25 protein-coding genes are annotated in these 26,123 nt (G+C 70.2%); 16 read left to right on the top strand and 9 right to left on the bottom strand.

Features of this window, described 5'->3' with window-relative positions:
• Window positions 1–81: 81 nt before the first annotated feature.
• Window positions 82–1,353 (top strand): sensor histidine kinase, encoded by a 1,272-nt coding sequence (locus tag AC0VYM_RS02630; RefSeq protein ID WP_475458536.1) that lies wholly within the window; start codon window positions 82–84, stop codon window positions 1,351–1,353.
• Window positions 1,350–1,997, top strand: a complete 648-nt coding sequence (locus tag AC0VYM_RS02625; RefSeq protein ID WP_475458533.1) for a response regulator — start codon at window positions 1,350–1,352, stop codon at window positions 1,995–1,997. The genes AC0VYM_RS02630 and AC0VYM_RS02625 overlap by 4 nt, the downstream gene beginning before the upstream one ends.
• Before the next feature lie 56 nt (window positions 1,998–2,053).
• Here the strand turns inward: AC0VYM_RS02625 and AC0VYM_RS02620 are convergent, their stop codons facing one another.
• From AC0VYM_RS02620 to AC0VYM_RS02585, 8 genes are all read right to left on the bottom strand, one after another.
• Complete coding sequence (locus tag AC0VYM_RS02620) at window positions 2,054–2,665, bottom strand: bifunctional DNA primase/polymerase (protein ID WP_475462909.1); 612 nt, start codon at window positions 2,663–2,665, stop codon at window positions 2,054–2,056.
• A 138-nt stretch (window positions 2,666–2,803) separates the two neighbouring features.
• Window positions 2,804–3,802 carry a porphobilinogen synthase gene (hemB, locus tag AC0VYM_RS02615; protein ID WP_475458531.1) on the bottom strand — a complete coding sequence of 333 codons (999 nt, stop codon included), beginning with the start codon at window positions 3,800–3,802 and terminating at the stop codon, window positions 2,804–2,806.
• Between the two features lie 62 nt (window positions 3,803–3,864).
• Window positions 3,865–5,556 (bottom strand): bifunctional uroporphyrinogen-III C-methyltransferase/uroporphyrinogen-III synthase, encoded by a 1,692-nt coding sequence (locus AC0VYM_RS02610; protein WP_475458529.1) that lies wholly within the window; start codon window positions 5,554–5,556, stop codon window positions 3,865–3,867.
• 230 nt (window positions 5,557–5,786) lie between these two features.
• Entirely contained in the window at window positions 5,787–6,758 is a 972-nt protein-coding gene (gene hemC, locus AC0VYM_RS02605) for a hydroxymethylbilane synthase (protein WP_475458527.1), read from the bottom strand.
• The gene (locus AC0VYM_RS02600; protein WP_475458525.1) at window positions 6,755–8,266 is read right to left on the bottom strand and encodes a glutamyl-tRNA reductase; all 1,512 of its coding nucleotides are present in this window, start codon (window positions 8,264–8,266) and stop codon (window positions 6,755–6,757) included. Before AC0VYM_RS02600 ends, hemC begins: the two co-directional genes overlap by 4 nt.
• Before the next feature lie 142 nt (window positions 8,267–8,408).
• Window positions 8,409–9,101: a redox-sensing transcriptional repressor Rex gene (locus tag AC0VYM_RS02595; protein ID WP_475458523.1), complete on the bottom strand. Its 693-nt coding sequence runs from the start codon at window positions 9,099–9,101 to the stop codon at window positions 8,409–8,411.
• A gap of 446 nt (window positions 9,102–9,547) precedes the next feature.
• On the bottom strand, window positions 9,548–9,814 hold the full coding sequence (locus AC0VYM_RS02590) for a glutaredoxin family protein (RefSeq protein WP_475458520.1): 267 nt from the start codon (window positions 9,812–9,814) through the stop codon (window positions 9,548–9,550).
• Window positions 9,815–9,848: 34 nt separating this feature from the next.
• A complete protein-coding gene (locus AC0VYM_RS02585; RefSeq protein ID WP_475458518.1) occupies window positions 9,849–10,106 on the bottom strand; it encodes a MoaD/ThiS family protein in 258 nt (85 codons plus the stop codon).
• Window positions 10,107–10,215: 109 nt separating this feature from the next.
• Here AC0VYM_RS02585 and AC0VYM_RS02580 point away from each other — a divergent pair, with 109 nt between their 5' ends.
• From AC0VYM_RS02580 to AC0VYM_RS02515, 14 genes are all read left to right on the top strand, one after another.
• On the top strand, window positions 10,216–11,013 hold the full coding sequence (locus tag AC0VYM_RS02580; RefSeq protein WP_475458515.1) for a winged helix-turn-helix transcriptional regulator: 798 nt from the start codon (window positions 10,216–10,218) through the stop codon (window positions 11,011–11,013).
• A 229-nt stretch (window positions 11,014–11,242) separates the two neighbouring features.
• Complete coding sequence (locus AC0VYM_RS02575; protein ID WP_475458513.1) at window positions 11,243–12,268, top strand: hypothetical protein; 1,026 nt, start codon at window positions 11,243–11,245, stop codon at window positions 12,266–12,268.
• A gap of 120 nt (window positions 12,269–12,388) precedes the next feature.
• Window positions 12,389–13,366: a mycothiol synthase gene (mshD, locus tag AC0VYM_RS02570; RefSeq protein WP_475458511.1), complete on the top strand. Its 978-nt coding sequence runs from the start codon at window positions 12,389–12,391 to the stop codon at window positions 13,364–13,366.
• A 282-nt stretch (window positions 13,367–13,648) separates the two neighbouring features.
• Window positions 13,649–14,614 carry a phosphate ABC transporter permease subunit PstC gene (gene pstC, locus AC0VYM_RS02565; protein ID WP_475458508.1) on the top strand — a complete coding sequence of 322 codons (966 nt, stop codon included), beginning with the start codon at window positions 13,649–13,651 and terminating at the stop codon, window positions 14,612–14,614.
• Entirely contained in the window at window positions 14,611–15,690 is a 1,080-nt protein-coding gene (gene pstA, locus AC0VYM_RS02560) for a phosphate ABC transporter permease PstA (protein ID WP_475458506.1), read from the top strand. The genes pstC and pstA overlap by 4 nt, the downstream gene beginning before the upstream one ends.
• Window positions 15,691–15,705: 15 nt before the next feature.
• Window positions 15,706–16,485 (top strand): phosphate ABC transporter ATP-binding protein PstB, encoded by a 780-nt coding sequence (gene pstB, locus AC0VYM_RS02555; protein WP_475458504.1) that lies wholly within the window; start codon window positions 15,706–15,708, stop codon window positions 16,483–16,485.
• A gap of 103 nt (window positions 16,486–16,588) precedes the next feature.
• Window positions 16,589–19,075, top strand: coding sequence for a CRISPR-associated helicase Cas3' (gene cas3, locus AC0VYM_RS02550; protein WP_475458502.1), 2,487 nt, complete (start codon window positions 16,589–16,591; stop codon window positions 19,073–19,075).
• A gap of 31 nt (window positions 19,076–19,106) precedes the next feature.
• On the top strand, window positions 19,107–19,466 hold the full coding sequence (locus AC0VYM_RS02545) for a hypothetical protein (protein ID WP_475458500.1): 360 nt from the start codon (window positions 19,107–19,109) through the stop codon (window positions 19,464–19,466).
• 136 nt (window positions 19,467–19,602) lie between these two features.
• Window positions 19,603–21,276, top strand: coding sequence for a type I-E CRISPR-associated protein Cse1/CasA (casA, locus tag AC0VYM_RS02540; RefSeq protein ID WP_475458498.1), 1,674 nt, complete (start codon window positions 19,603–19,605; stop codon window positions 21,274–21,276).
• 1 nt (window position 21,277) lies between these two features.
• A complete protein-coding gene (gene casB, locus AC0VYM_RS02535; RefSeq protein ID WP_475458496.1) occupies window positions 21,278–21,856 on the top strand; it encodes a type I-E CRISPR-associated protein Cse2/CasB in 579 nt (192 codons plus the stop codon).
• A gap of 50 nt (window positions 21,857–21,906) precedes the next feature.
• A complete protein-coding gene (cas7e, locus tag AC0VYM_RS02530; RefSeq protein WP_475458494.1) occupies window positions 21,907–23,184 on the top strand; it encodes a type I-E CRISPR-associated protein Cas7/Cse4/CasC in 1,278 nt (425 codons plus the stop codon).
• A gap of 5 nt (window positions 23,185–23,189) precedes the next feature.
• Window positions 23,190–23,954, top strand: coding sequence for a type I-E CRISPR-associated protein Cas5/CasD (gene cas5e, locus AC0VYM_RS02525; RefSeq protein WP_475458492.1), 765 nt, complete (start codon window positions 23,190–23,192; stop codon window positions 23,952–23,954).
• Window positions 23,945–24,649: a type I-E CRISPR-associated protein Cas6/Cse3/CasE gene (gene cas6e, locus AC0VYM_RS02520; RefSeq protein WP_475458490.1), complete on the top strand. Its 705-nt coding sequence runs from the start codon at window positions 23,945–23,947 to the stop codon at window positions 24,647–24,649. The genes cas5e and cas6e overlap by 10 nt, the downstream gene beginning before the upstream one ends.
• Window positions 24,650–24,726: 77 nt before the next feature.
• Entirely contained in the window at window positions 24,727–25,692 is a 966-nt protein-coding gene (locus tag AC0VYM_RS02515; RefSeq protein WP_475458488.1) for a nucleoside hydrolase, read from the top strand.
• Here the strand turns inward: AC0VYM_RS02515 and AC0VYM_RS02510 are convergent.
• Window positions 25,679–26,092 (bottom strand): PaaI family thioesterase, encoded by a 414-nt coding sequence (locus AC0VYM_RS02510; RefSeq protein WP_475458486.1) that lies wholly within the window; start codon window positions 26,090–26,092, stop codon window positions 25,679–25,681. The genes AC0VYM_RS02515 and AC0VYM_RS02510 overlap by 14 nt on opposite strands.
• Between the last annotated feature and the right edge of the window lie 31 nt (window positions 26,093–26,123).

Genomic DNA, 26,123 nt, shown 5'->3' with positions numbered 1-26,123 from the left:
CCGGAGGTCATGGTCGGAACATGCCCGTATCCATGACCCTCCGGGCATTTCCGGGCACCGCCTCGCGGCTACTCTCGAAGAATGCGGAAGAAGGATTCCCTGCCCGACCTCTCCTCGTGGGTGGCGCTCCGCGCCGACCGCCCTCCCCGGGTCCTGAACCTGCTGTTCTGGGCCGCCGTGGTCTCGACCGGACTGACCTACGGGTTCGTGTTCCTCGTCGCGCCGGAGACGTTCCCCTCCGGCGACCCGGTGGTCGACGTGGTGATCCCGGTGATCATCGCGTGTCTGGTGGTCTCCTGCGCGCTCTGGCCGCTCCTGGCCTGGTCGCCCTCGGCGGGGTGGGGGCACCGCGCGGCCAGCGTCCTGTTCCTGGCCGTGTCCGTGTTCTCGCTGGCCTCCAACAACTACACCGTGCTGGTCCTGGTGTGCCTGGCCACGATGAACGCCATCGCCGTGTTCGGGATCGCCGGGGCCTGCGGCTACGCGGCCTTCCTCGGCGGGGTGAACCTCCTGCTCGTCCTGCTGCTCCCCGGCGACCCGCTGCTCATCGGCCTCGTGACGACCGGCAGTGCGCTGATCCTGGTACTGGCGTCCGGCCTGGTGTACGTCGCCCTGCTCGTGGCCTCCCAGCGGGCCGAACGGACCCGGGAGCTGCTGGCCGAACTGGAGGAGGCCCACACGGAACTGCGCCGCCACGCGGAGCGCGTGCGTGAGCTGACGGTCGCGGAGGAGCGGGCGCGCATGTCGAGGGAGATGCACGACAGCACCGGGCACTACCTGACCGCCCTGGCCATGACGCTCTCGAACGCCCTGCGCTTCTGCTCCGCCCGCCCCGACGCCGCCTGGGAGGAGGTGGAGCAGGCCCGGGAGCTCGCCCGGGACGCCCTCACCGACACCCGCCGCTGGGTGCGCGCCCTGCGCCCGCTCCAGCTGGAGGGGCACGCGGGCACGGCGGCCATGCGGGCGATGGCCGAGTCCTTCGACGGCGGCGGTGCGCGCGTCGTCTTCACCGACTCCGGGTCCTGGCCGCACCTGTCCCAGGAGGCGGAGCTGGTCTGTTACCGGGCGCTCCAGGAGGGGCTGACCAACGCGATGCGCCACGCGGGCGGCGACCGGATCGAGGTGGAGGCGGGCGGCTCGGCGCAGGGCGCGTACGTGTCGGTGACCGACAACGGCACCGGCGCCGCTGAGGGGGCGGCCCGCGGCGGATTCGGCCTGCGGGGCCTGCGCGAGCGGGTGGCCGCCGTGGACGGTTCACTGAGCACCGGGAACCCGCCAGGGGGCGGCTTCCGGCTCCTGGTGACCGTCCCCGCCGAACAGGCCGCCCCGGCCGTGGTCGGGGGTACCGGATGAGGCCGGTCTCGGTGCTGATCGTGGACGACCAGGTCCTGCTGCGGCAGGGGCTGCGCAAACTGCTGGAGATCGAGGAGGGCGTCGAGGTCGTCGGGGACGCGGCCGACGGGGTGGAGGCCCTGGAGTTCCTGGCCTCGGTGCCGCCTCCGGACGTGGCCCTGGTGGACGCCCGTATGCCGCGCATGGACGGGATCGAGTTGATCACCCGGATGCGCGCCGACCACCCGGGGGTGCCCGCCGTCATCCTGACCACGTTCGACGACGACGCGCTCGTCTTCGGCGGGCTGCGCGCGGGCGCCCGGGGCTACCTGCTCAAGGACGTCCCCCCGGACGAACTGGTGCTGGCGATCCGTCAGGCCGCGCGCGGCGAGACCGTCCTGGGCGGTCCGGCCGCAGACCACCTGGTCGCCGCCCTCACCGCTCCTCCGGCGTCCGAGCCCTCCCCGGCACGACCCGCCGCGCTGTCCGGGCGCGAGTGGGAGGTGGCGCGCATGGTGGGCACGGGGGCGACCAACCGGGAGATCGCCCGCACCCTGTTCATCACCGAGGGCACGGTCAAGAACCACGTGACGAGCATCCTGCGCAAGCTGGACCTGCGCGACCGCACGGCGCTGGCCCTGTGGGTCGGTGACCGCCGCGCCTGAGCGGGGCTCCGACCGGAGTCACCCGCGTGCCGGGGGCGTTCAGGTACCGGAGGCGTTCAGGCGCCCGGGACGGCGAACTCCTCGCTGGCGTCGTTGAGGATGTCGAGGACCGCGATCGGGTCCGGCAGGACCACGGCGCCCTCCACGTCGCGGGGGTTGCGGATCCAGGTGACGCGACCGCCGGAGGGCAGGGCGGAGGGGGCGCCCAGGACGAAGCTGTCCCGGCAGTGCCAGCGCAGGCCCGGCATCGCCTCGACGGCCTCGGGGACGCAGTCCAGGTGGCACGACCACCACTCGTCCTCGTCCATCGGGGAGCGGGTGGCGACGAAGAACATGTAGCGGGAGTCCAGGGCCGCGACCGGGCCCGCGGGTACGCCCGCGCGGCCCATGCGGGCCAGGGCCATCACACCGGCCTCACGGGGGACGTCCAGGACGTCGAAGACCCGGCCGGTCGGGAGCACGATGTTCGCCCTCGGGTCGGCCGTCCACCACCGGCGGATGGTCTCGGTGTCGGTGCTGGCCTCCACCCCCCAGGCGGCGGTGACCGGGTGCGCCGCCGGGTCCGGGCAGCCCATCCGGTCGCACGTACACGCGCGGTCCTCACCCGGGGACGTGCCCCGCACCACCGGCCAGCCCAGCTCGGCGAAACGCAGGGCCGACTCCAGCATGCTGTCCGTTGCGTGGCGTCGTTTACGTCGGTACAACACGTCGGCCATCTGGGTCTCCCCGGTCGTGATCGGTGCGGGCGCGGCCGGTGGAAGGGCCGGGCGCCCGGCGGCCGCGACCGGGGCGTGGGCCTGGACGCGTCAGCGCAGCAGGCGGGCCGCCTCGGTCGCCCAGTACGTGAGGATCTGTTCGGCCCCCGCGCGCCGGTAGGACGTCAGCGTCTCCAGGATCGCCCGCTCCCGGTCGAGCCAGCCCTTCTCGGCCGCCGCCTCGATCATCGCGTACTCGCCACTGACCTGGTAGGCCGACACGGGCACCGGAGAGGTCTCCGCGACCTTGGCGACCACGTCGAGGTAGGCCAGCCCCGGCTTGACCATGACCATGTCGGCGCCCTCCGCGACGTCCAGGGCCACCTCGCGCAGGGACTCGCGGACGTTGGCCGGATCCTGCTGGTAGCCGGAACGGTCCCCGAACTGGGGAGCGCCCTCGGCCGCCTCGCGGAAGGGCCCGTAGAACACGGAGGCGTACTTGGCCGCGTAGGCCAGGATCGGCACGTGCGGGAATCCGGCGCGGTCCAGTCCGGCGCGGATCGCGCCGACCTGGCCGTCCATCATGCCGCTGGGGGCGACCACGGCGGCACCGGCCTGGGCCTGGGCGACGGCGATGGACGCGTACCGCTCCAGGGTGAGGTCGTTGTTGACGTGCCCGTCCTGCTCCAGCGGACCGCAGTGGCCGTGGTCGGTGTACTCGCACAGGCAGAGGTCGGCCATCACCACGATGTCGTCCCCGACCTCGTCCGCGAGGTCGCGCAGCGCCACCTGGACCACACCGTCGGGGTCGTCGGCCTGCGACCCGACGGAGTCCTTGTGCTCGGGGATACCGAACAGCATCAGGCCGCCGACCCCGGCCTCGACCGCCTCCCGGGCGGCCTTGCGCAGGCTGTCCCGGGTGTGCTGCACCTGACCGGGCATCGAGGAGATCGCCACCGGTTCGGTGAGCCCCTCCTTGACGAACATCGGCAGGATCAGGTTCTCCGGGAGCACCCGGGTCTCCGCGACCAGACGACGCAGCGCCGGTCCTCGGCGCAGTCGGCGCGGCCGGGCGACGGGGAACTCGGCGTCATGGCTGGCGGCGGTCATGGGTACTCCCGGATGGGCTGGGTGGTGGTCGGGAACCGAGGGCACGGTTCGGGGTTCACTGCTCAGAGCTTGCGGCGGCGGCCGCGGCGCTTCTGGCTCGGCTTGAGGACCGGCTTGCCCGCGTCGATCGCCTCCTGGCGCTTGGCCGCACCGTACTCCGAAAGCGCCTCCGCGAGGGCGGAAACCGAGGCTTTCGGCGCGACCACGTCCACACGCAGGCCGAACTCGATCGCCGTCTTCTCGGTCTCCGGGCCGATCACGGCGATCGCGGTGGTGTTGTGCGGCTTCCCCGCGATCCCCACGAGGTTGCGGACCGTGGACGAGGACGTGAAGAGCACGGCGTCGAAGCCGCCGCCCTTGATCGCCTCGCGGACCGGCTGGGGCGGGGGCGCCGCCCGGACGGTCCGGTAGGCGGTGACGTCGTCGATCTCCCAGCCGAGGTCGGTGAGTCCGGCGGCGAGGGTCTCGGTGGCGATGTCCGCGCGCGGCAGCAGGACCCGCTCGATGGGGTCGATCTCGGCGTCGTAGGGCGGCCAGACCTCGACCAGCCCCTTGCTGGACTGGGCGTCCTCGGCGGGCTCCAGGTCGGGCTGGATACCGAAGTCGCGGACGGCCTGCGCGGTGGCGTCACCCACCACGGCGACCTTGACCCCGGCGAACGCGCGGGCGTCCAGGCCGTACGACTCCAGCCGCTCACGGATGGCGCGGACCGCGTTCACGGAGGTGAAGGCCACCCACTGGTAGCGGCCGGTCACCAGACCGCGCACGGCGCGCTCCATCTGCTGCGGGGTGCGCGGGGGCTCCACGGAGATGGTGGGCACCTCCTCGGGCACCGCGCCGTAGCCGCGCAGCTGGTCGGAGAGGGCCACGGCCTGCTCCTTGGTGCGGGGCACCAGGACGCGCCAGCCGAACAGCGGCCGGGTCTCGTACCAGGACTGCTCGGCCTGGCGGGCCACCGGGGAACCGACGATCATCAGCGCGGGCGCCGTGACGTGGTGGTTCTTGGCGTCGGTGGACTTGAGTTCGGCCACCAGGCGGCCCAGCGTCGAGGTGACGGTGGTCTGCCGGGTGGTGCCCCCGGCGCGCACGACCGCGACCGGGGTGGTGGCGGGGCGGCCACCGGCGATGAGGGCCTTGCACACGACGTCGAAGCCGGGTCCCCGGTGCTCGGGCGCCTCCTCCGGAGGGGCGTCGGCGCCCAGGATGACCAGCGGGGCGTCGCTGGCGGCGGCGTCCTGCCAGTCGACCTCCCGGTCGCCGTGCGGGCGGGCGTGCAGCACGCGCAGCTCGGCCTCGTCGTCCCCGAGAAGGGAGATGCCGCCGAAGGTCGGGACGGAGGTGATGGAGGAGACCCCGGGGGCCACCTCGACCTCGATCCCGGCCTCGCGGCACGCGGCGACCAGGGCGGCGCCCCGGCAGCCGAAGAACGGGTCGCCCGAGTACAGGCGCACGACCCGCTGACCCTCGCGGGCACGGGTGACGGCGAGCGCGTTCACGTCGCCACCGCACTCGGCGGCCTCCACCACCGTGACGTCCTCGGAGCAGTGCGCCAGCAGTTCCTCACGGAAACCGGCGAGCTCCTCGGCGGCGGGCTCCCTGAGGGTGACGACCACGTCGGCCCGGCTCAGCAGCTCGGCCCCGCGCAGAGTCAGCAGGTCGGCGCCTCCCGGACCGGCACCGACCAGGGCGACGTGACCGGACCCGCGCTCGCGGCGACGCGGTTCCTCCGGCTGGGGTCTGGCGTTGGCGTTCACGTACTGGCTCCTCGTGTGTGGGTCGCCCGCGCCCCGGGGTGCGGAGTCCGGGGCGGTGACAGGGAGGTGGTGGTGCGGTGGTGGCCGGACCCTCTCTCGCGGGCGACGGGCGACGGTGCCCCCGCTGCGCCCCGCTCCGCGGCCTCGCACGGCGGCGGCCCACCCGGGGTCGGCCGTCCGTCGGGTCTGGTCAGCGGCGTGCGAGGCGGACGCGGTCCGGGGAACACGGTCTAGGGGGTGTCCCGCTCGGCGAAGGCCTCGGCGACGATGCGGTCGGCGCCCTCGGCGATCATCTGGCGGGCCAGGTCGCGGCCGAGCCCGACGGCCGTGTCGAGGTCCTCCGGCGACGCCATGTCGATGGTGCGTTCACGGCGCACGGCGGTGGCGCCGTTGGTGGCGACCACGGCGGCGCGCAGGCGCAGGCGGCCCTCGGCGTACTCGGCGTAGGCGCCGACCGGGGCGGCGCACCCGGCCTCCAGCTCCGACAGCACGGTGCGCTCCGCGACGACCTCGGCGCGGGTGGCCGGGTGGTCGACGGAGCCCAGGTAGGCGAGGTCGGAACCGGCGCGTTCGGTCCGGCACTCGACGGCCAGGGCGCCCTGACCGGGGGCGGGCAGCATCTGCTCGGGTGCGAAGACGTCGGTGACGTCGTCACGGCGGCCGACCCGGCCCAGTCCGGCGTAGGCCAGGACCACGGCGTCGAGTTCACCGGAGGTGACCTTGCCCAGGCGGGTCTCGGCGTTGCCCCGGATGGGGACGTAGACGAGGTCGGGGCGGAGCGCGGACAGCTGGGCGACGCGGCGCGGGGAGCCCGTGCCGACCTTGGACCCGGCGGGGAGGTCCGCGAACTTGAGCCCGTCGCGGGCGCACAGGGCGTCGCGGGGGTCGTCCCGCTCGGGGATGGCCGCCAGGACCAGTCCCTCGGCGGGGGCGGTGGGCAGGTCCTTGAGGGAGTGCACCGCGAAGTCGATGGTTCCGGCGACCAGCTCGTCGCGCAGGGCGTTGACGAACACGCCGGTGCCGCCGAGCTGGGTCAGGTGGGCCTTGGTGACGTCGCCGAAGCTCGTGATGAGCTCCAGTTCGATCGCCTGGCCGGTCCGCTCGGTGATCGTGTCAGCGACGCCCTGGGACTGGGTGGTGGCCATGGTGCTGCGGCGGGTGCCGAGCCTGGCGGGTACGGAGGTCGTGCCTTCTGCGGTCATGCCTTCTCCTGTGCGGGCCGCGCGGCGGGGCTGCGGCGCCCGGGACAGGTCTCCCCGTCCGGGGCCTTCGGGATCTGGAGGTCGAGGTCGAACAGCTGGCGCAGGGCGGCCTCGTAGGACTCACCGTCCGGGGCCGCAGCCAGTTCCTTCACGCGCACGGTCGGTCTGTGCAGCAGCTTGTCCGCGACGCGGCGCATGGCGCGGCCGATCTCCTCGCGGGTGCGGTCGTCGAGGTCGTCGGGGAGGCGGCCGTGGAGGCGGGAGAGCTCGGACTCCACCACGTCGCGGGCCTGGGCGCGCAGGGCGACGACGGTGGGGGCGACCTCGTTGGCGCGGCGGATCGCGCGGAACTCGTTGACCTCCTCGTCGACGATCCCGCGCACGACCGGAAGGGCGTTGGAGTGGCCGGGGTCGTGGTCGGACCCGGTGGCGACGGCCTGGCGCAGGTCCTCGATGTCCACGAGGTGGACCCCGGGGAGCTCGCGCACGCCGGGGTCGATGTCGCGGGGCAGGGCCAGGTCCAGGAAGACCAGGGGGCGGGTGCGGCCCTCGGTGGCGGCGGCCACGGCGTCGGCGGTGAGCACGAGGCCCTGGGCTCCGGTGCAGGAGATGACGAGGTCGACCTCGTTGAGGGCGGCGGCGGCGTCGGTGAAGGGCACCGAACCGGCGCGCACGGTGTCGTAGGCCTCGTTGAGGCACTCGGCCAGCCGCGCGGCGCGCTCGGGCGTGCGGTTGGCGACGACGACCGTCCCGGCGCCCTGGCGGGCGACGGTGTTGGCGGACAGGGCGCTCATGGAGCCCGCGCCGAGGACCAGCACGCGGGAGCCGGTGAGCGGACCGGCGGGGAGGGCGGCGCCGAGGGTGCGGGGCTCGGATCGCTCGGAGACGTCGGTGGTGCGGGGGCCCTGGCCGGACATGGGGCAGCCCGCAGGCGGGGTGACCTCCGCGGCGGGCAGCGACGGGTCCGGGGTGACCGCGAGGTCCCGGGTGGCGATGGTGAGGCCGAAGCTGACCATGTCGGCCCCGGCGTGGTCCAGGTGGGTCTCGGTGTGGGCGCGCTTGCCCACGCGCAGGGCGCGCTGGCCGAGGTCGTTGAGGACCCGTCCGACCGAACCGGTCTCCTGGCCCTCTTTGAGGGCGTCGCGGACCTGGCCGAGGATCTGGCCCTCGCCGACGACCATGGAGTCGAGGCCGCAGGTGACGGAGAACAGGTGCTGGACGGCGTTGTCCTCGAAGTGCGCGTAGAGGTGCTCGTTGAGCTCCCCGAGGGTGACGCCCGTGTGCCAGGAGAGGAGTTCGGTGATGGCCGCGACCCCGCCGTGGAGGTTCTCGACGTCGGCGTAGACCTCGGTGCGGTTGCAGGTGGAGACCACCATGACCTCGTTGACCGCGTCGGAGCCCACCATCTCACCGACCGCCCTGGTGCGTGTCTCGCCGTTCAACGCGACACGTTCGAGCAGCGCCACCGGCGAACTCCGATGGCTCAACCCCACGGCCAGGACACTCATCCGCACTCCTATGCAGGCACTATGTCTCTCCATGTTCGGGCACGGTCGCGGACCACCGCCGTCTACCCCCCGAAACGCGGCGTACGCTCGCTCTTCGCCGCCGCTCGGGCCTTGGGACCCCTGCCCCAGGACCCGGTCCGTCTCATGTCACTTCCAGCCCCGACCCGTACGTCCGGCCGTCGCCGTCGGCCCTGCGCTGCGCGTGGAAGGCGAGGATCTGGAGTTCGATGGACAAGTCGACCTTACGCACATCGACCCCGTCCGGCACATTCAGCACGACGGGGGCGAAGTTGAGGATGCTGGTCACTCCGGCTTCCACGAAGCGGCTGGCGACACCCTGCGCGGAACCGGCCGGTGTGGCGATCACGCCGATCGACACGCCCTTGGAACGGACAACCTCCTCCAGGCTGTCAATATGCCTCACGTCCAGCGACGCGACGGACCGCCCGACCACCTCCGGGTCGGCGTCGAGCAGGGCCGCTATCCGGAACCCCCGGGTGCCGAAACCCCCGTAGTTGGCCAGTGCGCGACCCAGGTTGCCGATGCCGACGATGGCCACCGACCAGTCCTGGGTGAGACCAAGCTCACGCGAGATCTGGTAGATGAGGTACTCGACCTCGTAACCCACGCCTCTCGTCCCGTAGGAACCCAGATGGGAGAGGTCCTTGCGGAGCTTCGCCGAGTTCACTCCGGCGGCACCGGCCAGCCCCTCGGAGGAGACGGTGGCGGTGCCACGGTCCTGGAGGGCCTGGAGGGCGCGGAGGTAGACCGGCAGCCGGGCGACGGTGGCCTCCGGGATTCCCCTCTCCCGGGGCCGAGGCGGACGTGTTGTCACAGGGTGGCGCTCCTGGGGGGCGGTCGGTTCGGGCGGGTGCGGGGTGTGGGGCGCGCGGTTCCGGCGCCGACGGCCCGGAACACGCGTCTCCCCCGCCCTACGGGTCGTGGGAACCTCAGATTACGTGCTTGTGAAAGCACGCACAAAGTGGGGTCCGGTGTGAGGCCCCACGGGCGAGTTCCCACAAATGCACCCCTGGGAGCCCGGCGCGGAACACGAGATCACATCACGCGCATTCCGGATAGGGCGCAGCGCGCGCGGCGACTCGGAGGAAGAAGTCGCGGACGCCCCGAAGCCGCCCTCCGAAGGATCACGGAAGTGGCGGTAAGAGACGCGCAGGCGGTGCGGAAAAGGCGCCGCCGGACATTACCGGTGACACCGCCACGGGTCGGCGGCGCCATTTCCGCTCCCGTCCCGTTCCCGGGGAGAGCCCCCGCGAAGGGCGCTCAGGAGGAGAGCGCGGAACGCAGCCGGTCCTCGGACACCCGCCAGAAATCGTGCTGCCGACCGTCCACGAAGGTCACCGGGATCTTGTCCCAGTACTCCTCGCGGTCGGCCTCCGGGACCTCCGCCAGGTCCTGCTCGGCCCGGCCGGTCCCGAGGTCGTCCGTCACGCGCTCGATGACCGACCACGCGTCCTCGCACAGGTGGCACCCGGCCCTGCCGAGCATGACCACGCGCGCCTTCCCCGCCCACTGCTGGGTTTCCGTCATGTTTCGCTCCGATTCCGCCACGTCCTCGGCCCCCTCACCCGCCCGCGAAGGGCGGTAGGACCTCGATCACAGTCCCGTCCGTGACCGCGACCTCACCGTGCGCCCGCCGCCCCACGGGACGCTCGTCCACCAGGAGCGACGAAGCCCCCAGCACACGCCGGAAACGGTCGTCGGTGTGCAGGAGACACGCCGCTTCGAGGGCGGCCGCGAGGGTGTCGGCTTCGACTGTCTCCTCAGCCGTTCCGGCGGCCTCCTTCGCGGAAGCCCAGTACCGGATAGTGCACTTCGCCATCAGTTGATTATCCTTGGTGTTGCTCGGAGGCGACGTATTCGACAAATCTTCACCGGGGGCAATGGCGCCTTCGATCGCCCGACACAAGCGGGCCGACGAGAAGAGACGCATGAGCCATCTGCTGTTACTCACGAACTCGAACGAACCGTCCGACCACGTTCTTCCCGCCCTCGGACTCCTCCTGCACTCGGTGCGGGTGGCTCCCGCCGAGGCCGGGGCCCTGCTGGCCTCCGGAGCCGGCGGGAACCCGAGCGCCCCGGTTGACGCCATTCTGGTCGATGCGCGAACGGACCTGGCGGCGGCCCGCAACTTCTGCCGACTGCTCGACACCACCGGACTCGACTGCCCGCTGCTGGTGGTCCTCACCGAGGGCGGCGTCGCGGCGCTGACCCCGGACTGGCAGGCCGACGACTTCATCCTGGTCACCGCCGGTCCCGCCGAGGTGGAGGCCCGGCTGCGCCTGGCGGTCGGAGCGGCCGAGGCCGGGTCCGACGACCCGGACGAGATCCGCCGGGGCGACCTGGTCATCGACGAGGCCACCTACATCGCCCGCCTGCGCGGCCGCATCCTCGACCTCACCTTCAAGGAGTTCGAGCTGCTCAAGTTCCTGGCGCAGCACCCCGGGCGGGTCTTCACCCGGGCGCAGCTGCTCCAGGAGGTGTGGGGCTACGACTACTACGGCGGGACCAGGACCATCGACGTCCACGTGCGGCGCCTGCGCGCCAAGCTGGGCTCGGAGTACGAGTCCCTGATCGGCACCGTGCGCAACGTGGGCTACCGCTTCGTGCCGGACCCGGTCTCGAAGTCCGGGACGGCCCAGAAGCAGTCCTCGGAGGCGCCGGAGGCCTCCGAGGCGGCGGAGACGGCGGAGGCCGTTCCCGCCACCCGTTCCGCCGGGGCCTCCTAACGACCGGCCGCACCACCCCGACCCTTCCGGGGCGCCCGCGCGGGCGCCCCGGAACCGTGTCCGGGGATCGGCCGGATTGGAGCGGCGCGCACCCTCGTGCTCGGCGCCCCCACGCCCTAAGATCAGTGGGGCACCCGACGGACGGGGCTTGGCAGGCGTGGCGGAGGCCCGTCGCCGGGTGCGGCCCGAGCCGCTGACGGCGCGCCCCCGGAGGAGTGAGATCGCACCGATGCCGACCCCCGCTACCCACGCCCCCCACAGACCCCGTCTCAGCAGCGTCCTCGGCGCGGCCTTCGTCGGTTCCACGTTGATCGCCGTGATGTCGCCGGCGCACGCCGACCCCGCGCCCTCCGCCGTCATCACCTTCGCCAGGGGCGACGACACCGTCGTGCTGGGCGAGGAGGCCCCGCCCAACACGCTCTCGGTCACCAACACCGGGACCGTCCCGATCTGTCTGCTCGACCTGTCGACCGACGCCTCCGAGTTCCCGGCGGGCGCCCCCACCGCGTCCGTGATCGCACCGGACGTGACCACCGAGAGCACGGTCTCGGGCGCACCCCGGCAGGACACCGCGGTGACCGCGACCCTGCGGTACGCGCCCGCCCCCGAGGAGGGCTGTGAGGGCGTGGACGAGGAACAGGCGAAGGAGGTCGTGTCGAACCCGTGGACGGTGACGGTCACCGACCCCGAACCCTCGCCGACCCCCACACCCACGGAGAGCCCCTCGGAGCCCACGGAGGAACCCACCGAGGAGCCGTCCGGGGAACCCACCAGGACCCCGAGCCCGTCGCCGACGCCCTCCCCCACGAACTCCGCCAGCCCCACGCCGACCCCGTCCCCGACCCCGTCAGGGACGCCCACGCCCGCCCCGTCCGCCAGTGAGAGCAGCGCCGGAGGCGGCTCGGGCAACGAGCGCGGCCCGGCCAGGACCCCGAACCGGCCTCCGCGCTCGACCGTGAGTGCCGCCCCCACCAGCGACGCGACCATCCCCACGCTCCCCCGCAGCGAGGCGGACCTGCCCGACCTCGCTCCGGGAGAGGCCGAGGACCTGGCCGAGCTGCCGCTGGTGACACCCACCGCGAACGAGGACGCCGAGACCGAGATCGCCGCCGACCACTCGGACATGGGCCCCTCGATCGCACCGGCCGTCCTGCTCGCGGCGTTCCTACTCGCCCTGCTGCTGGCCACCCCGCTGGCTCCCACCCGCCGGGTCCGCCTCGGCGCCGGATACCAGGGCAAACGACGCAAGGGCTGACACGCCTCCCAGTGGACCCGGGGTTCCGGCCCCGGGTCCACGCACCGATTCGGCCGCTCGGGGCATCAGTTCGGGCGTCGACATGGGGAATTCGGCCAACACGATCTAGGATTCTGGCTCATGAGTACCCCGCTAGTCACTGACAACCTCGCACCGGAGCTGGTCGGGCCCGTACTGGCCCTGGCCGAGGCCGCGCGTGCGCAGGACGCGGCCGCCGCCCTGTCCGAGCACACCCTGCTCCGGATCAGACACGGAGCCCCGTCCGGCAGCAGCCGCTTCCACGTGGTCTCCCACGACGACCGCGTCGTGGGCTTCGCGTTCGTGGAAAGAGGCCAGGGCGAGCCGGACTCCGGCGAGGTCGTCGTGCACCCCGAGCACCGCAGGAGCGGACACGGTTCCGCGCTGCTGCGCTCGATCCGGGAGGACGCGGGCCCCCACGGGGTGCGGGTGTGGGCGCACGGACGCACGCACGGAGCGGTGACGGTGGCGGAGTCCGAGGGCTGGACTCCGGTCCGCGAACTCCACAAGATGCGCATGCCCCTGCGCGACCTCGGCCCCGAGGTCCCGGGCGGACCGTGGACCGCGCCCGAGCTGCCCGAGCCCGTCCTGCGGCCCGAGGTCGCGGACCAGGTGCGCATCCGGCCGTTCGTGGTCGGCCAGGACGAGCAGGCGTGGCTGAGGGCCAACGCGCTCGCGTTCGCGGACCACCCCGAGCAGGGCTCGCTCACCCTGGACGACCTGCTCCAGCGCGAGGTCGAGGACTGGTTCGACCCCCGAGGGTTCCTGGTGGCGTCCACGAACAGCGGCGCGATCGCCGCCTACCACTGGACCAAGACGCACGCGGACGGCGCCGGACTCAGCGACGACGAGGCCGTCGGCGAGGTCTACGTGGTGGGGGTCGACCCCGCGTGGCAGGGCACCGGGCTGGGCCGCGCCCTGACCCTGGCCGGTCTCGTCCACCTGCGTGACGCCGGGCTGCCCTGGGTGCACCTGTACGTGGACGGCGACAACGAGGCCGCGGTGCGCCTGTACGAGTCCCTCGGCTTCTCCATGTGGGACACGGACGTGATGTACGCCCCCTCCGACCCGCGGAGCTGAGTGCCGTCGCGGGCCGCCCCCAAGGCCCGCTCGACGTGCGGCTTGTCACATTCACCGGGCCAACCCTTGTGCGCCACAAGAGTGCGACGCCGCGTTCACCTTCCGTTCACCTTCTCTGGGACAACTGGTCACTTCCTGCGCCTACCTTCGCATTCGGCGCGGTTCGGCTGTTTTCCGCGCGTTGACCGTGGCACCACGGTCGGGTCTCGCGTGGTTCACCGCCGTCCCGCTGGGACGCGGACCGATGACCAGCCCCGCAAACCTTTCCGAACCGGAGAATCCATGACGACCACGGACGCGCCCAAGGCGGCACCGCCGCCCGCGGGCAAGCGCCGGATCGGCGATGTCGTTTTCGCCGGGCTCGCCCGAGGATCAGGAATCCTGATCCTGCTGATCCTCGCGGGTGTGGCCGCCTTCCTCCTGGTCCAGGCCTGGCCGTCGCTGCTGGCCAACACCTCGAACTTCCTGACCGACCAGTCATGGAACGCCAACGTCCGGGAGAACCCGTCGTTCGGTGTGGCCGCGCTGGCCTTCGGCACCGTCATGGCCGCCGCGATCGCGCTCCTGCTGGCCACTCCGGTGGCGATCGGCATCGCGCTGTTCATCGTCTACTACGCGCCCCGGCGGCTCGCCACCACGCTCGGCTACCTGGTCGACCTGCTCGCCGCCATCCCCAGCGTGGTCTACGGCCTGTGGGGCATGATGGTCCTGGCCCCCCAGCTGGTCCCGGTCTACGAGGGCATGACGACGTACCTCGGCTGGATCCCCCTCTTCGCGGGCCCCGCCTCCACCTCCGCCCGCACGCTGCTCACCGCGGGCATCGTCCTCGCCGTGATGATCCTGCCGATCATCACCGCGATGTCCCGCGACGTGTTCCACCAGGTCCCCCAGGGCCACCGTGAGGCCGCGCTGGCCATGGGCGCCACCCGCTGGGAGATGATCCGCCTCGCGGTCCTGCCCTTCGGCAAGTCCGGGATCGTCGGCGGCGCCATGCTCGGCATGGGCCGCGCGCTGGGCGAGACCATGGCGGTCGCCATGATCCTCTCCCCGTCCCTGGCGATCTCCTTCAACCTGCTCCAGAGCGGCAACCAGACCATCGCCGCGCACATCGCCCTCCAGTACCCGGAGGCCACCGGCTACGGCGTGTCCGCGCTGATCGCCGCGGGCCTGGTCCTGTTCGCGATCACCCTGGCCGTCAACATGGGCGCCCGCTACGTCGTGGCCCGGGGCAACAAGGAGTCCGCATGAGCATGACGACGACGCAGCCTCCTGCCCCCGACGCGGGAGCTCCCGAGAACGACCTCCGCTCGGGCGCCCTGCCCACCCGCTTCCCGCTGGTCCTGCTGGTCGCCTGCGGCATGGTGGTCGCGGGCGTGCTCGCCGCCTTCTCGTCCTTCGGCGTCATCCTGTGGGCGCTGCTCACCGCCGTCTCCTACATCGTCATCGTCGTGACCGCCTCGGCGCGGATCGAGGGCGGCCGCAAGGCCAAGGACCGCCTGGTCACCTCGCTGGTCTACTCGGCGTTCCTGCTCGCGATGGCGCCCCTGGTGTCGCTGCTGTACACGGTGGTCGGCTACGGGCTGGACCGCTTCGACGGCTACTTCCTGTCCGTGTCGATGAACGGCGTCCTGCCGAGCATGGACGCGGGCGGCGTGTACCACGCGATCGTCGGCACCCTGGCGATCACCGGCATGGCGACGCTCATCTCGGTGCCGATCGGTGTGCTCACCGCCGTCTACCTGGTCGAGTACGCCCAGGGCCGCCTGAAGAAGGTCATCACGTTCTTCGTGGACGTCATGACCGGCATCCCGTCCATCGTCGCCGGCCTCTTCGTGGTGGCGCTGTGGATGATGCTCTTCGGCCCCGGCAACACCAACGGCGCGGCGGGCGCGATCTCCCTCGCCGTGCTGATGATCCCGGTCGTGGTCCGGTCCAGCGAGGAGATGCTCCGCCTGGTCCCCCGCGACCTGCGCGAGGCCTCCTACGCCCTGGGCGTGCCCAAGTGGCGGACGATCACCAAGGTGGTGCTGCCCACCTCCGCCGCCGGTCTGACCACCGGAATCATGCTCGCCATCGCGCGCGTTATCGGAGAGACGGCGCCGCTGGTCCTCACCGCGGGATCGTCGGCGGTGTCCATCAACTGGAACCTGTTCGACGGGCAGATGATGAGCCTGCCGGTGTTCATCTACTCGCAGTTCCGCATGGGTGGGGCCGTCAACTACGAGAGGGCCTGGGCCGCAGCGCTGACGCTGGTCCTGACGGTCATGCTGCTGTTCGTCCTGGCCCGTGTGATCGGCCGACTCTTCGCACCCAAGACCCGCTAGATCGAGGAACTTCCTGTGGCGAAACGAATCGACGTCTCCGGACTGCACGTCTACTACAGCGACTTCCTCGCGGTCGAGGACGTGTCCATGACCATCGAGCCCCGCTCCGTGACGGCGTTCATCGGCTCCTCCGGCTGCGGCAAGTCGACCTTCCTGCGCACCCTGAACCGAATGCACGAGGTCACCCCCGGCGCCCGCGCCGAGGGCAAGGTCCTCCTGGACGACCTCGACATCTACGGGCGCGAGGTCGACCCGGTGATGGTGCGCAGCGAGATCGGCATGGTCTTCCAGAAGGCCAACCCGTTCCCCACAATGTCGATCTACGACAACGTGATCGCGGGGGCGCGGCTCAACAACAAGCGGATGAGCAAGTCCGAGGCGGACGGGCTGGTCGAGGAGTCGCTGCGCGGCGCCAACCTCTGGGAAGAGGTCAAGGACCGCCTGCACAAGCCCGGCTCGGGCCTGTCCGGCGGCCAGCAGCAGCGCCTGTGCATCGCGCGCGCCACGGCCGTGAAGCCGTCCGTCCTGCTCATGGACGAGCCCTGCTCCGCCCTGGACCCCATCTCGACGCTGGCGATCGAGGACCTCATTCACAAGCTGAAGGAGGACTACACGATCGTGATCGTCACCCACAACATGCAGCAGGCCGCCCGCGTCTCCGACCGGACCGCCTTCTTCAACCTGTCGGCCCCGGGCAAGCCCGGCAAGCTGATCGAGATGGGCGAGACCAACCAGATCTTCACCCGCCCGGAGAAGAAGGAGACCGAGAACTACATCACCGGCCGGTTCGGGTAGGTCGACCACGGAGCGGTTGCACTCGGAGTCGTTCTGTCACTGCCCTGTGCTTACCTGAGGGGGTCCCGTTGATCGGGGCCCCTTCTGCGTTGGAAGGCAGGACATGCGACCCCCCAAGAGAGACTCCGAAGAGCCCGCCGAACAACTGATCGAATCCCTCGCGCTGACGGCCTGGGCCAAGTTGGGCCAGGCCCCGGACGCCGAACCGCACGCGCTCATCTGCCACGCCCTAGACACCTACGCTGCTGCCGAAGCGCTGTACGAGATCTACCTGGGCCCCGAGGTTCGCCGCGAACTGGAGAAGGGGCTCGCTTCCCTCGCTGACCCCGGTCTGGATCCGGTGGAAGCGAAGCAGCAGGTCCGCTCCTGGATCTTCCTCCTGTGCGCGCTGCACGACCTCGGCAAGCTCTCCCCCGCCTTCCAGGCGCTCCGGAAGGACCGAGCGGTCCTCTACCTACCTGCCGCCGTTCACCAGGACCTCGATGGCCCCTGGGAGAAGAGGCGACACGAGCGGATCACCGGCGTTCACATGGTGAGATGGCTTGACAAACAGGGTGCGCCCTGGGCGGTCAGGTACAACATCGCTGACGCCCTGGGCGGCCACCACGGTTGGCTGCCAAAACCACAACAGAGCAGTCAGGCCCGGGCGCAGACAGGCGACCTGGGAGGCGAGCGCTGGGATCGGGCTCGACACCGCTTCGTCCGACTCGTGGCCGAGACCGTCGGCCTCGATCCGCGTACCGAGGGCTGGCGGGAGACTCACCTGACACCCGTCGCGGCCGTTGGGCTGGCCGGGCTGACCATGGTGTCCGACTGGACCGCCTCTGACGAGAAGGTTCCCGACGGAGGGAGCTACCCCCGCCTGAGCACCCCTACGGCAGCCGAGCTACCCGGATACCTGAATCGCGCCCGAGACTGGATCCACGCCAATCTCCGCCGGGTCAACTGGGTTCCTTGGGAACCTCTGGCAGACCACTCCTTCGGTGCGCTGTTCCCTGAGCAGAAGACCCCTCGCCCCCTGCAGGAAGCCGTCGCCCGGATTCTCGACGGAGTCACTGCCCCCGGCATCCTCATCGCTCAGGCCCCGACCGGAGAGGGCAAGACCAAGGCTGGTCTCCTCGCCACCACGACGCTCGCCGCGCGGCTCAGCCGCAAGGGTGCCTACCTGGCTTTCCCCAACAAGTCCCTGGCCCGAGACGTACACGTGCAGGCGAACGCACTACTAGAGGTCTCGGGGTCGGCTCTGCGCTCGAACCTGCTGTACGCCAAGGACGAGAACGATCCGGCGAACAACCCCGACCAGTTCGAGACACTGCTGCCGAATGACGTCTGCCCGGAGGACTCCGAGGTGCGGGGCTGGTCCCGCAGAACCTTCAGTGTCAACCGGGGAACGATCTTCCCCTTCGGCACAGGAACGGTCGACCAGTTACTCAAGGCCGCGATTCGCGGCAGGAACGTGACCGTGCGCCTGGCCGCGCTGAGCAACAAGATTCTACTGCTGGACGAGGTGCACTCCTATGACGCGCACATGTCGGCGCTTCTCGACGCGCTGCTCTGGTGGTGCGGCAGGATGGGCGTCCCGGTCGTCATGATGTCCGCGACGCTGACCGACACCCAGCGCGGGCGATTGGTCAAGGCCTGGCGCGACGGTGCCCGGCACAGCCGAGGTCTGTTGCCCGAAGAGGGGGAGATTCCGGCCGAAGCACAGTATCCCTGGAAGCTCACCTGGGCACAGGCCGAGGGGAAGCCCGAGATCCTGCCGGTGGAACTGTCGAAGGACAATCCTCGCCGCGACATCGTGCGCAAGCCCGTCCGCAACGACCCTGACCTGATCGCCAGGGAGGTCCTCGAACGGCTGCGGGAAGGGGGATGCGCGGCTGTCATCCGTAACTCTCCGGCGGCTGCTCGCAAGGTGCACGAAGCGCTGGCGCGGCGCCTGAAGCCCTTCGGCGAGAACGCGAGGCTCCTCTTTCTGACGGGGCAGCGCATCGACCAGAGCCAACGCCGGGAAAACGAGGAAACACTCAACGACCTACGCGGGCCCGGATCGGTCGGACTGGAGGCAGACAACCCCCCGCTCGTCATCGTGGTGGGAACCCAGGTCCTGGAGCACGGCATGGACGTGGACTACGACTTCATGGTGACGGACCCAGCTCCGGTGGACCAACTCTGTCAGCGGTTCGGCCGCCTCCACCGCCACCAGGGTCGGGTCAGGCCGGAACCCGTGGCTGCCCCGGAGGTCCTGGTGGTCGGATCCAAAGTGGGCGGGAACGGGCGCGCCTTCCCACCGGGTACCGCGAACATCTACTACAAGAGTCTGCTCCTGGCAACGGAGGGAGCGTTCTCCGTTCATACGACCGTCTCTCTGCCCGACGATCTCCCCGACCTGGTGCGCAGGGTCTACGAGGACCACGCTAGCTTGCCGCAGGACTACCTGGCGGAGGTCTTGGTCGAGGAGCGCGAACGGCGGCGCAGGGTGAACTTGGAGGGCGCTGACGCGCGTATCAGGGCGATCAAGGCCCTGAAGGACGGAAGGCGGATCCACACACTGACCTATGACCCCCCTTCCAACCGGAGCACCAGAGGCTGAGCCCGGAGCCACGACAAGCGAGGAGTCACACATGCGGCACCACGGAGCCCCGGAGGAACTGATGCTCGTTCCGCTGTGGGAGTCAGGGAGCACACACCGGACCCGCCACGGAGTCGATGTGGATCTCCGGGCCGATCAGTTGGACACGGCCACGATCTCCGCTCTGCGGGCCGCGGCCCTCGCGCTGACGGCCGACGAGGAGATCAGCGAGGAGGCTCTACGTGACCTCAGGGACCGGCTGCCAGTACCCCAGGCTTTCGAGGAGTCGGGCTGGTTGAGTGAACACCGTGCGCTGGTCATGCGCGGCGATGGCACGGCCACCGTCGGAGCACTCACTTTTTCCTTTCACCTGGTGTACGGGCTGGAAGTAGTGGATCCGCAAGCTGAGTGACCATTCGGAGAACCGAAATTCCGGGGCAGGTATCCAGTTCCGGATCACAACAGAACGAAACTCCGATAGGGTCATTCGCAGATTTATCTCTCCCCCCTGGCATGACCCCAGGAATCATCACTGATGGCCGATCGGCATGGAAAGAAGAGCGTTGAAGTTCGATCTTCTCCAAGAACCCTGGATACCCGTGATCACACTCGCGGGCGCACCGGAAAACGTCGGCCTGGAAGACGCCCTGAACAGGGCACACGAATTCCGGTGGCTCCAGGGTGAGACTCCCACCGTCACCGCTGCCCTCCACCGTCTACTCCTCGCCCTGGTCATCCGCGTTCACTTCGACGGGTTGGGTCTGACCCCGTGGGAGGAGCACTGGTCCGAGCTGTGGTTCCGGGGTTCGCTTCCCACGGACCCGTTGGACCGGTATCTCGACGGCCACGGAGACCGCTCCGGACACCGTGACCGGTTCGACCTGTTCGGGACACGTCCCTTCTTCCAGACAGCCGACGTCCCCGAGGACATCATCGGCTCAACCGCGAAGTTGAGCATGTTTCGTGCGGCGGGCAACAACGCCACGCTCTTCGACCACACGACCGACGATGCCCAGACGGACCTGAGCCCGGCAGAGGCGGCCCGGTGGCTCGTCACGGTACAGGCCTTCGACACCGGAGGACTCAAGTCCGGCAAGCGCCCCTCCCAACCCTCCGTCGGCAACGGTTTCGCGACGGTCGTCGTCGAGGGTTCGAACCTGCGCGAGACCCTTCTGCTCAGCCTGCCCTGGATCGATGACTCAACGGACGTGCAGTCCGGCCCGCGTGATCTGCCCGCTTGGGAAGGCGAACAGGCCGTCTTTCGGGGCTCGGAGGAAGCCGACAAACGCGGCCGGTCCCCCTACGGACAGATGGATCTCCTCACCTGGCAGTCACGACACGTTCTGCTACGTGGCCAGGAAGGCCACGACGGCGTGGTCGTCCACGACGCAGTCATCCTGCCCGGCCCAAGGTTGGGTTCGGCACTCGAAGAGTTCGAACACATGGCCGCCTTCCATCGCACCTTCTCCAAGAAGGGTGCTCGCGGCAAGGTCGTGTCCGATCCCTGGAAGCCGGTACAGCTGGAGGAACTTCGTGGGGTGTGGCGGTACTGCCGCGAACTTCTGCTCACCGACGAGGACAACGACACACGGCGGGAACACCTCCGGCCCAGAATCCTGGACAAGGTGGCAGCCCTGCACGAGGAGGAGGACGGGTTGCCGGAGTCCACGGTGTACACCGTGCGCGTCCTGGGCCAACAACTCGACCCCAATCGCGGCGCGGTCCACACCTGGTTGGAGGAGGCCGTCCCCGCCCCCGTGGCCCTGCTTCGAGCGAAGCCATGGGAGACACGGCTGGGCCCCCTCATGGGTCTGGCGGTGGAGGTAGCCGATCAGGTGGGGGAGCAGTTGAAGACCCTGGAGCGGAACTATCACGCCCTGTTGCGTGACCAGCCGAAGGCGGAACGCAGGCTACTGGAGCAGTGGTTCTGGCCCAGGCTGGCTGAGCACTTCAACCGCTACCTGGTGGACCTCGGCGAGAATATCCGAACTGATCAGAACGCCGCCTTCCCTCTGACTGAAGAATGGGCCGACACCGTTCAGGTAGCGGCGGATCAGGCACGGCACCGTTGGGTGGAACTCCTTCCCCGAACTGCCCCGAGAAACATGCTCGCCCTGGCGGAGTGCACCACCGAATTCCGAGAAGAGGTTCGGCAGATCCGAGTGAAGTTCGACAAGCAGTTGAAGAGTTACGACCCCCGGCTGGGGGTGGAGGGTGAGTGACATGAGCAGCTCGGGACAGGTGTCCGCCGACATCCGTCAGAGCAGGAAGAAATTCGTCCACGGACTGTACGCGTTGGGGTACGACCTGGACTCCCGGGAGCCAGCCCGGGTGGCACGCGCACGACGCGTCCTCGCCCGGGTTCGCCGCAGTGCCAGCGACCCCCACTACCTGCCGGACCTCGTCGACCTCGTCAACCGGCACTCACCAGAGCGAACCGAGAAGGACGTCTGGATGTTCGTCGCGGTCCTGTTCTCCCTCCATCCGAGGTCCGCATCGAGTGGCAGTCGACGTCCTCTGGGCATCGCTATGAAGGACTGCGGAACCGGCTCCTCCGCCGACGCTCGCCTGCGGCAACTCCTCACCTCCGACTGGAGCGTCCTCCAGAACCGGTTGCGTCAGGCCGTACGCATGCTCCAACAGGAGAAGATCGCCCTGGACTACGTCAGACTCCTCGACGATCTGGTGGAACTACACCAGGCACCGGTCGGGAGCGCGCGAGCGCACCGGGTGCACCTGCGCTGGACCGAGCACTTCCTCAGTGGGTGGGACGACCGTGAGACGACGGCCCCCACGTCGTAACGTCCCTCCCACTCGCCCCCTTGACAGCACACACCGCACGGAGTCCGTACGTGAACATCGAACTGCACCTGCTCCAGTCCTTCCCCACCAGCAACCTGAACCGGGACGACGTCGGCCAGCCGAAGAGCGTCACTTTCGGAGGGGTCGCGCGGGGCAGGGTATCCAGCCAGTGCCTGAAGCGCTCGGCCCGGACGCTCTTCCCTCAATACGGACTCGACCGTTCTGAACTCGGTGAGCGCACCAAACGCCTGCTACTCATCACCGCTCGGTTGCTCGACGGAGCGTCCGACGCCGACGTCCCCTCCGACGAGGCACGCGGAATCGTCCAGCAGGCCTTGGCGTGGATGGGCTTCGCGATCGCTGAGAAGGACCTCACGCAGTACCTGTTCTTCCTGGGCCCCAAGGCCGCCGAAGAGCTCGCCGCGTACTGCCGCGAGCACTGGGACGACCTCGCTGAGCAGGGCGACAAGCGGCGCAAGCTCATGAGTGACCTCGAGACGGCTCAGGAGAAGCACAAGCTGGCCGAGGGCAGCGAGGACAAGAAGAAGGCCAGGACCAGGGTCACCAGCGTCGAGACCAGGATCAAGAAACTCGACGAGGTACCGGCCGCAAAGAAGAAGGAGACGAAGAAGGCCGCCGACCGCGTCCTCAGCGCCGGCCGCTCCGTGGACATCGCGTTGTTCGGGCGGATGATCGCGAACAACAAGGACTTCAACGTCGACGCGGCCTCCCAGGTGGCACACGCCATCTCCACGCACGCGGTGTCCACCGAGTTCGACTTCTTCACCGCCGTGGACGACCTCAAGGCCAACGAGGCCGACCAGGACGCCGGTGCCGACATGATCGGCGTGGTGGACTTCAACGCCGCCTGCTACTACCGCTACGCCAACGTCGACCTCGACCAGCTCCGGCGGAACCTGGCGAAGGGTTCGGGGGCCGCACCCGACGCCCCGGAGATCAGCCAGCTCATGGACCGGGCTCTGGAGGCCTGGATTCGCGCGTTCGTGAACTCCACTCCCAGCGGCAAGCAGAACTCGATGGCCGCGCACACGCGACCCGACACCCTCATGATGGTGGCCCGCGAGCACGGCTCCTGGAACCTGGCCAACGCCTTCCTCAAGCCAGTGGAGGGCACCGCGATCATGGAGGACTCCACGGAGCGTCTGTTCGCCCACTTCAGGAAGCTCAGGGAGTTCTACGGTGACGGGGAGATCAGCGAGGTGGCCGCCTCCTCGTTGTCCGGTGAGGTCAGCGGACTGAAGGAGGGGGAGACCGTGCCCTCGCTGGACGCTCTGGTCGAGCGTGCCGTGGCTGCGTCGCACGGGTGAACCACGTGGACACACAGACACTCGCCCTGCGTATCGACGCCCCCATGCAGTCCTGGGGCGTGCGGTCGAGGTTCGTCAAGCGAGACACCGCCTCGGAACCGACCAAGTCGGGGGTGGTCGGGTTGTTGGCTTCGGCACGCGGCATCGACCGGGACGACGACGCGGCACTCGGGGAGATCTCGAAGCTGAAGTTGGGTGTCCGGGTCGACAGGGAGGGCCTGCTGGAGCGCGACTTCCACACCGCGCAGGAGGTCCCCAACACCATGGGAACCAGCCATCGGACCGTGATCAGCGATCGCTACTACCTCGCGGACGCGCTGTTCCTGGTGGTGTTGGAGGGCCCGGCCGCGCTGCTCCAGGAGCTAGAGGAAGCGGTGCGCCGACCGCACTGGCCCCTCTTCTTCGGCCGGAAGGCCTTCGTCCCTGCGGCTCCCCTCGTGGAGCCCGTCGCCGAACGTGGGCGATGGGGTACCGGTCTCTCCCAGCGACCCTTGGGAGACGTGCTTCGGGACCATCCCTGGCTGGAACGGGACCCCGAGCGCCAGCGGGAGATGCTGGGGCTCGAACCGGACCAGCGGAGGTTGCGGACGGTGGTCGACGTCCGCCCCGACCACGAGTACGCCGAGCGGCGGCACGACCTGCCTATTTCCTTCACCGAGGGGGCCCGTCGGTACGCTTCGCGCGCCGTGCGGGTCGACCAGGTCCATCTGACCGACGGCATGATCAGCGGCCACACCACCGGTGCGGAAGGAGAGACCCCGTGTATCTGAGCCGAGTCCCGGTCAACCCCCTGTCACCGGCCTTCCGGCGGGACTACGCCGATGTCCACGACATGCACCGCACGCTGATGGCCCGGTTCCCCGAAGCCCCGGACGGCGTGCCCGCACGGGAACACCAGGACCTGCTGTGGCGGCTCGAAGGGCAGGGGCGCGAGCTCGTCATGTACGTGCAGAGCAGGGATCATCCGAACTGGGGTTCGCTCCCGGAGGGGTACCTCAGCGGCCGTGCCCTGGTGAGGAGCCTCGCACCGGTCCTCTCAGCGGTCACGGACAAGGCCGAGTTCAGCTTCCGCCTGACCGCCAACCCCACCCGGAGCGTGTCTCCGCCCTACACCGGGCAGAAACGCCCCCGAGGCGTGCGACGCCCCATCCACGACCCCGAACTCCAGGTCCGGTGGCTGGTCCGTCAGGGGGAGCGCCACGGCTTCGCCCTCCTGGACTCCTCCGCCGGTGCTCCGGACGTCGTGGCCCTGCCCCGTCCCCCGGCCGTCGGGTACAAGCAGGCTCCGGAGAAGCCCCAGGGGCCGGACCGGCTCAAGATCACGGTGGCCTCGGTGACGTTCGACGGTCGGCTGCGGGTCACCGACCCCGAGGCGTTCCGAGCCGCGCTGGGCAACGGGATCGGTCGGGCCAAGGCCTACGGCTGCGGCCTGCTCAGCCTGGCTCCCGCGCGCAGGGCAGGTTAGACAGCCGGGATCCGGGCTGATAGACACGCGATGCCCGGATCCCGGCATTTCACCCTCCCTGCGGAAGGACTCGACTGATGGCCGTTCCCCTGGTGATCGACACCGACACCGCGCAGGACGACTGCGTGGCCCTGCTGGTCGGGCTGCTGGACCCGGCGGCCGACCTGCGGGCGGTGACCATGGTCGCCGGGAACGTGGGCTTCGACCAGCAGGTCCGCAACGCCTTCCTGACGCTGAACGTCGCGGGCGCGCGCTCCGACGTGCCCGTGTACCTGGGGTGTCGGCGTCCCCTGGTGCGCGAGTGGGTGAGCGCCGAGAACGTCCACGGGGACGGGTCCGGAGGGCTCTCGATGGACCAGGACGGGCTGGAGCCCCGTGGCGAGCACGCCGTGGACGCCCTGGTGCGCCTGGCCGCCGAGAACCCCGGTGAGCTGTCGATCGTGGCCATCGGTCCGCTCACCAACATCGCGGCCGCGGTGGTCCGGGACCCCGACTTCGCGGGCAACGTGAAGTCCCTGTACGTCATGGGCGGGTCCAACAACGGGCGGGGCAACATCACGGCCGCCGCCGAGTTCAACTTCTACGTGGACCCCGAGGCCGCCAAGGCGGTGTTCGCGGCCGGGTTCGACGTCACCGTGGTCCCGTGGGACCCGCTCACGCTGCGGCACGCGGTGTTCGGGCAGGACCGGCTGGACCGGATCGCCGCGCTGGACACCCCGCTGTCCCGCTTCTTCACCAGGATCTGCGCCGCCACCCTGGAGTTCGACCGCAGGGTGGGGATCGACGGCACCACGCACCCGGACTCGCTGACGGCGGCGGTGCTCCTCCACCCGGAACTGGTGCGCTCGGTCTCGCCGTACCACGTGGACGTGGAGACCGCCGGGGAGCTCACCCGCGGCTACTCGGCCATGTCCTGGGGCGTCCACGGGCTGGAGCCCAACGCGCGGGTCGTCGAGGAGGTCGACGCGGACGGCTTCTTCGAGTACCTGCTGTCGCTGCTGTCCCGCGACACCGAGCCGCCGAGGACCGTCAGCGGTCTGTGAGGGCGATGGTGCCCTGCGCCGCCGCCACGGTCCTCTCCCCGTCGTCGACCATCACCAGGTCGCAGCGGCACACGGCTCGGCGGCGGGTGGACTCGACGACGTGCGCGCGGGCGCTGAGCAGGACCCCCTGGGCGGGGCGCAGGTACTCGATGGAGAACCCGCTGGTGAGCACCGAGGGGCCCAGCACGGTGCCGCCCGCGAAGGTGAGCGCGTTGTCGGCCGCGTAGGCGAGCACCCCTCCGTGCAGGAAGCCGTTCTGCTGGCGGAGCTCGTCGCGGACGTCGACCTCCAGCACGGCCCTGCCGGGCTCGAAGACGGCGATCCGGGCCCTGACCAGCTGGCTGAAGGGCTGGGCGGCCAGGACGCTGTTGGCGAGCTCCGGGGTGATCTCCTCGGCCATGGGGTTCCTTCCTGAGGCGGGTACCGCCACC

It is taken from the genome of Nocardiopsis sp. iso_237 (assembly GCF_056173345.1).
The sequence above is the reverse complement of the archived record's forward strand: the minus strand, read 5'-3'. Positions and strand labels throughout refer to the sequence as shown.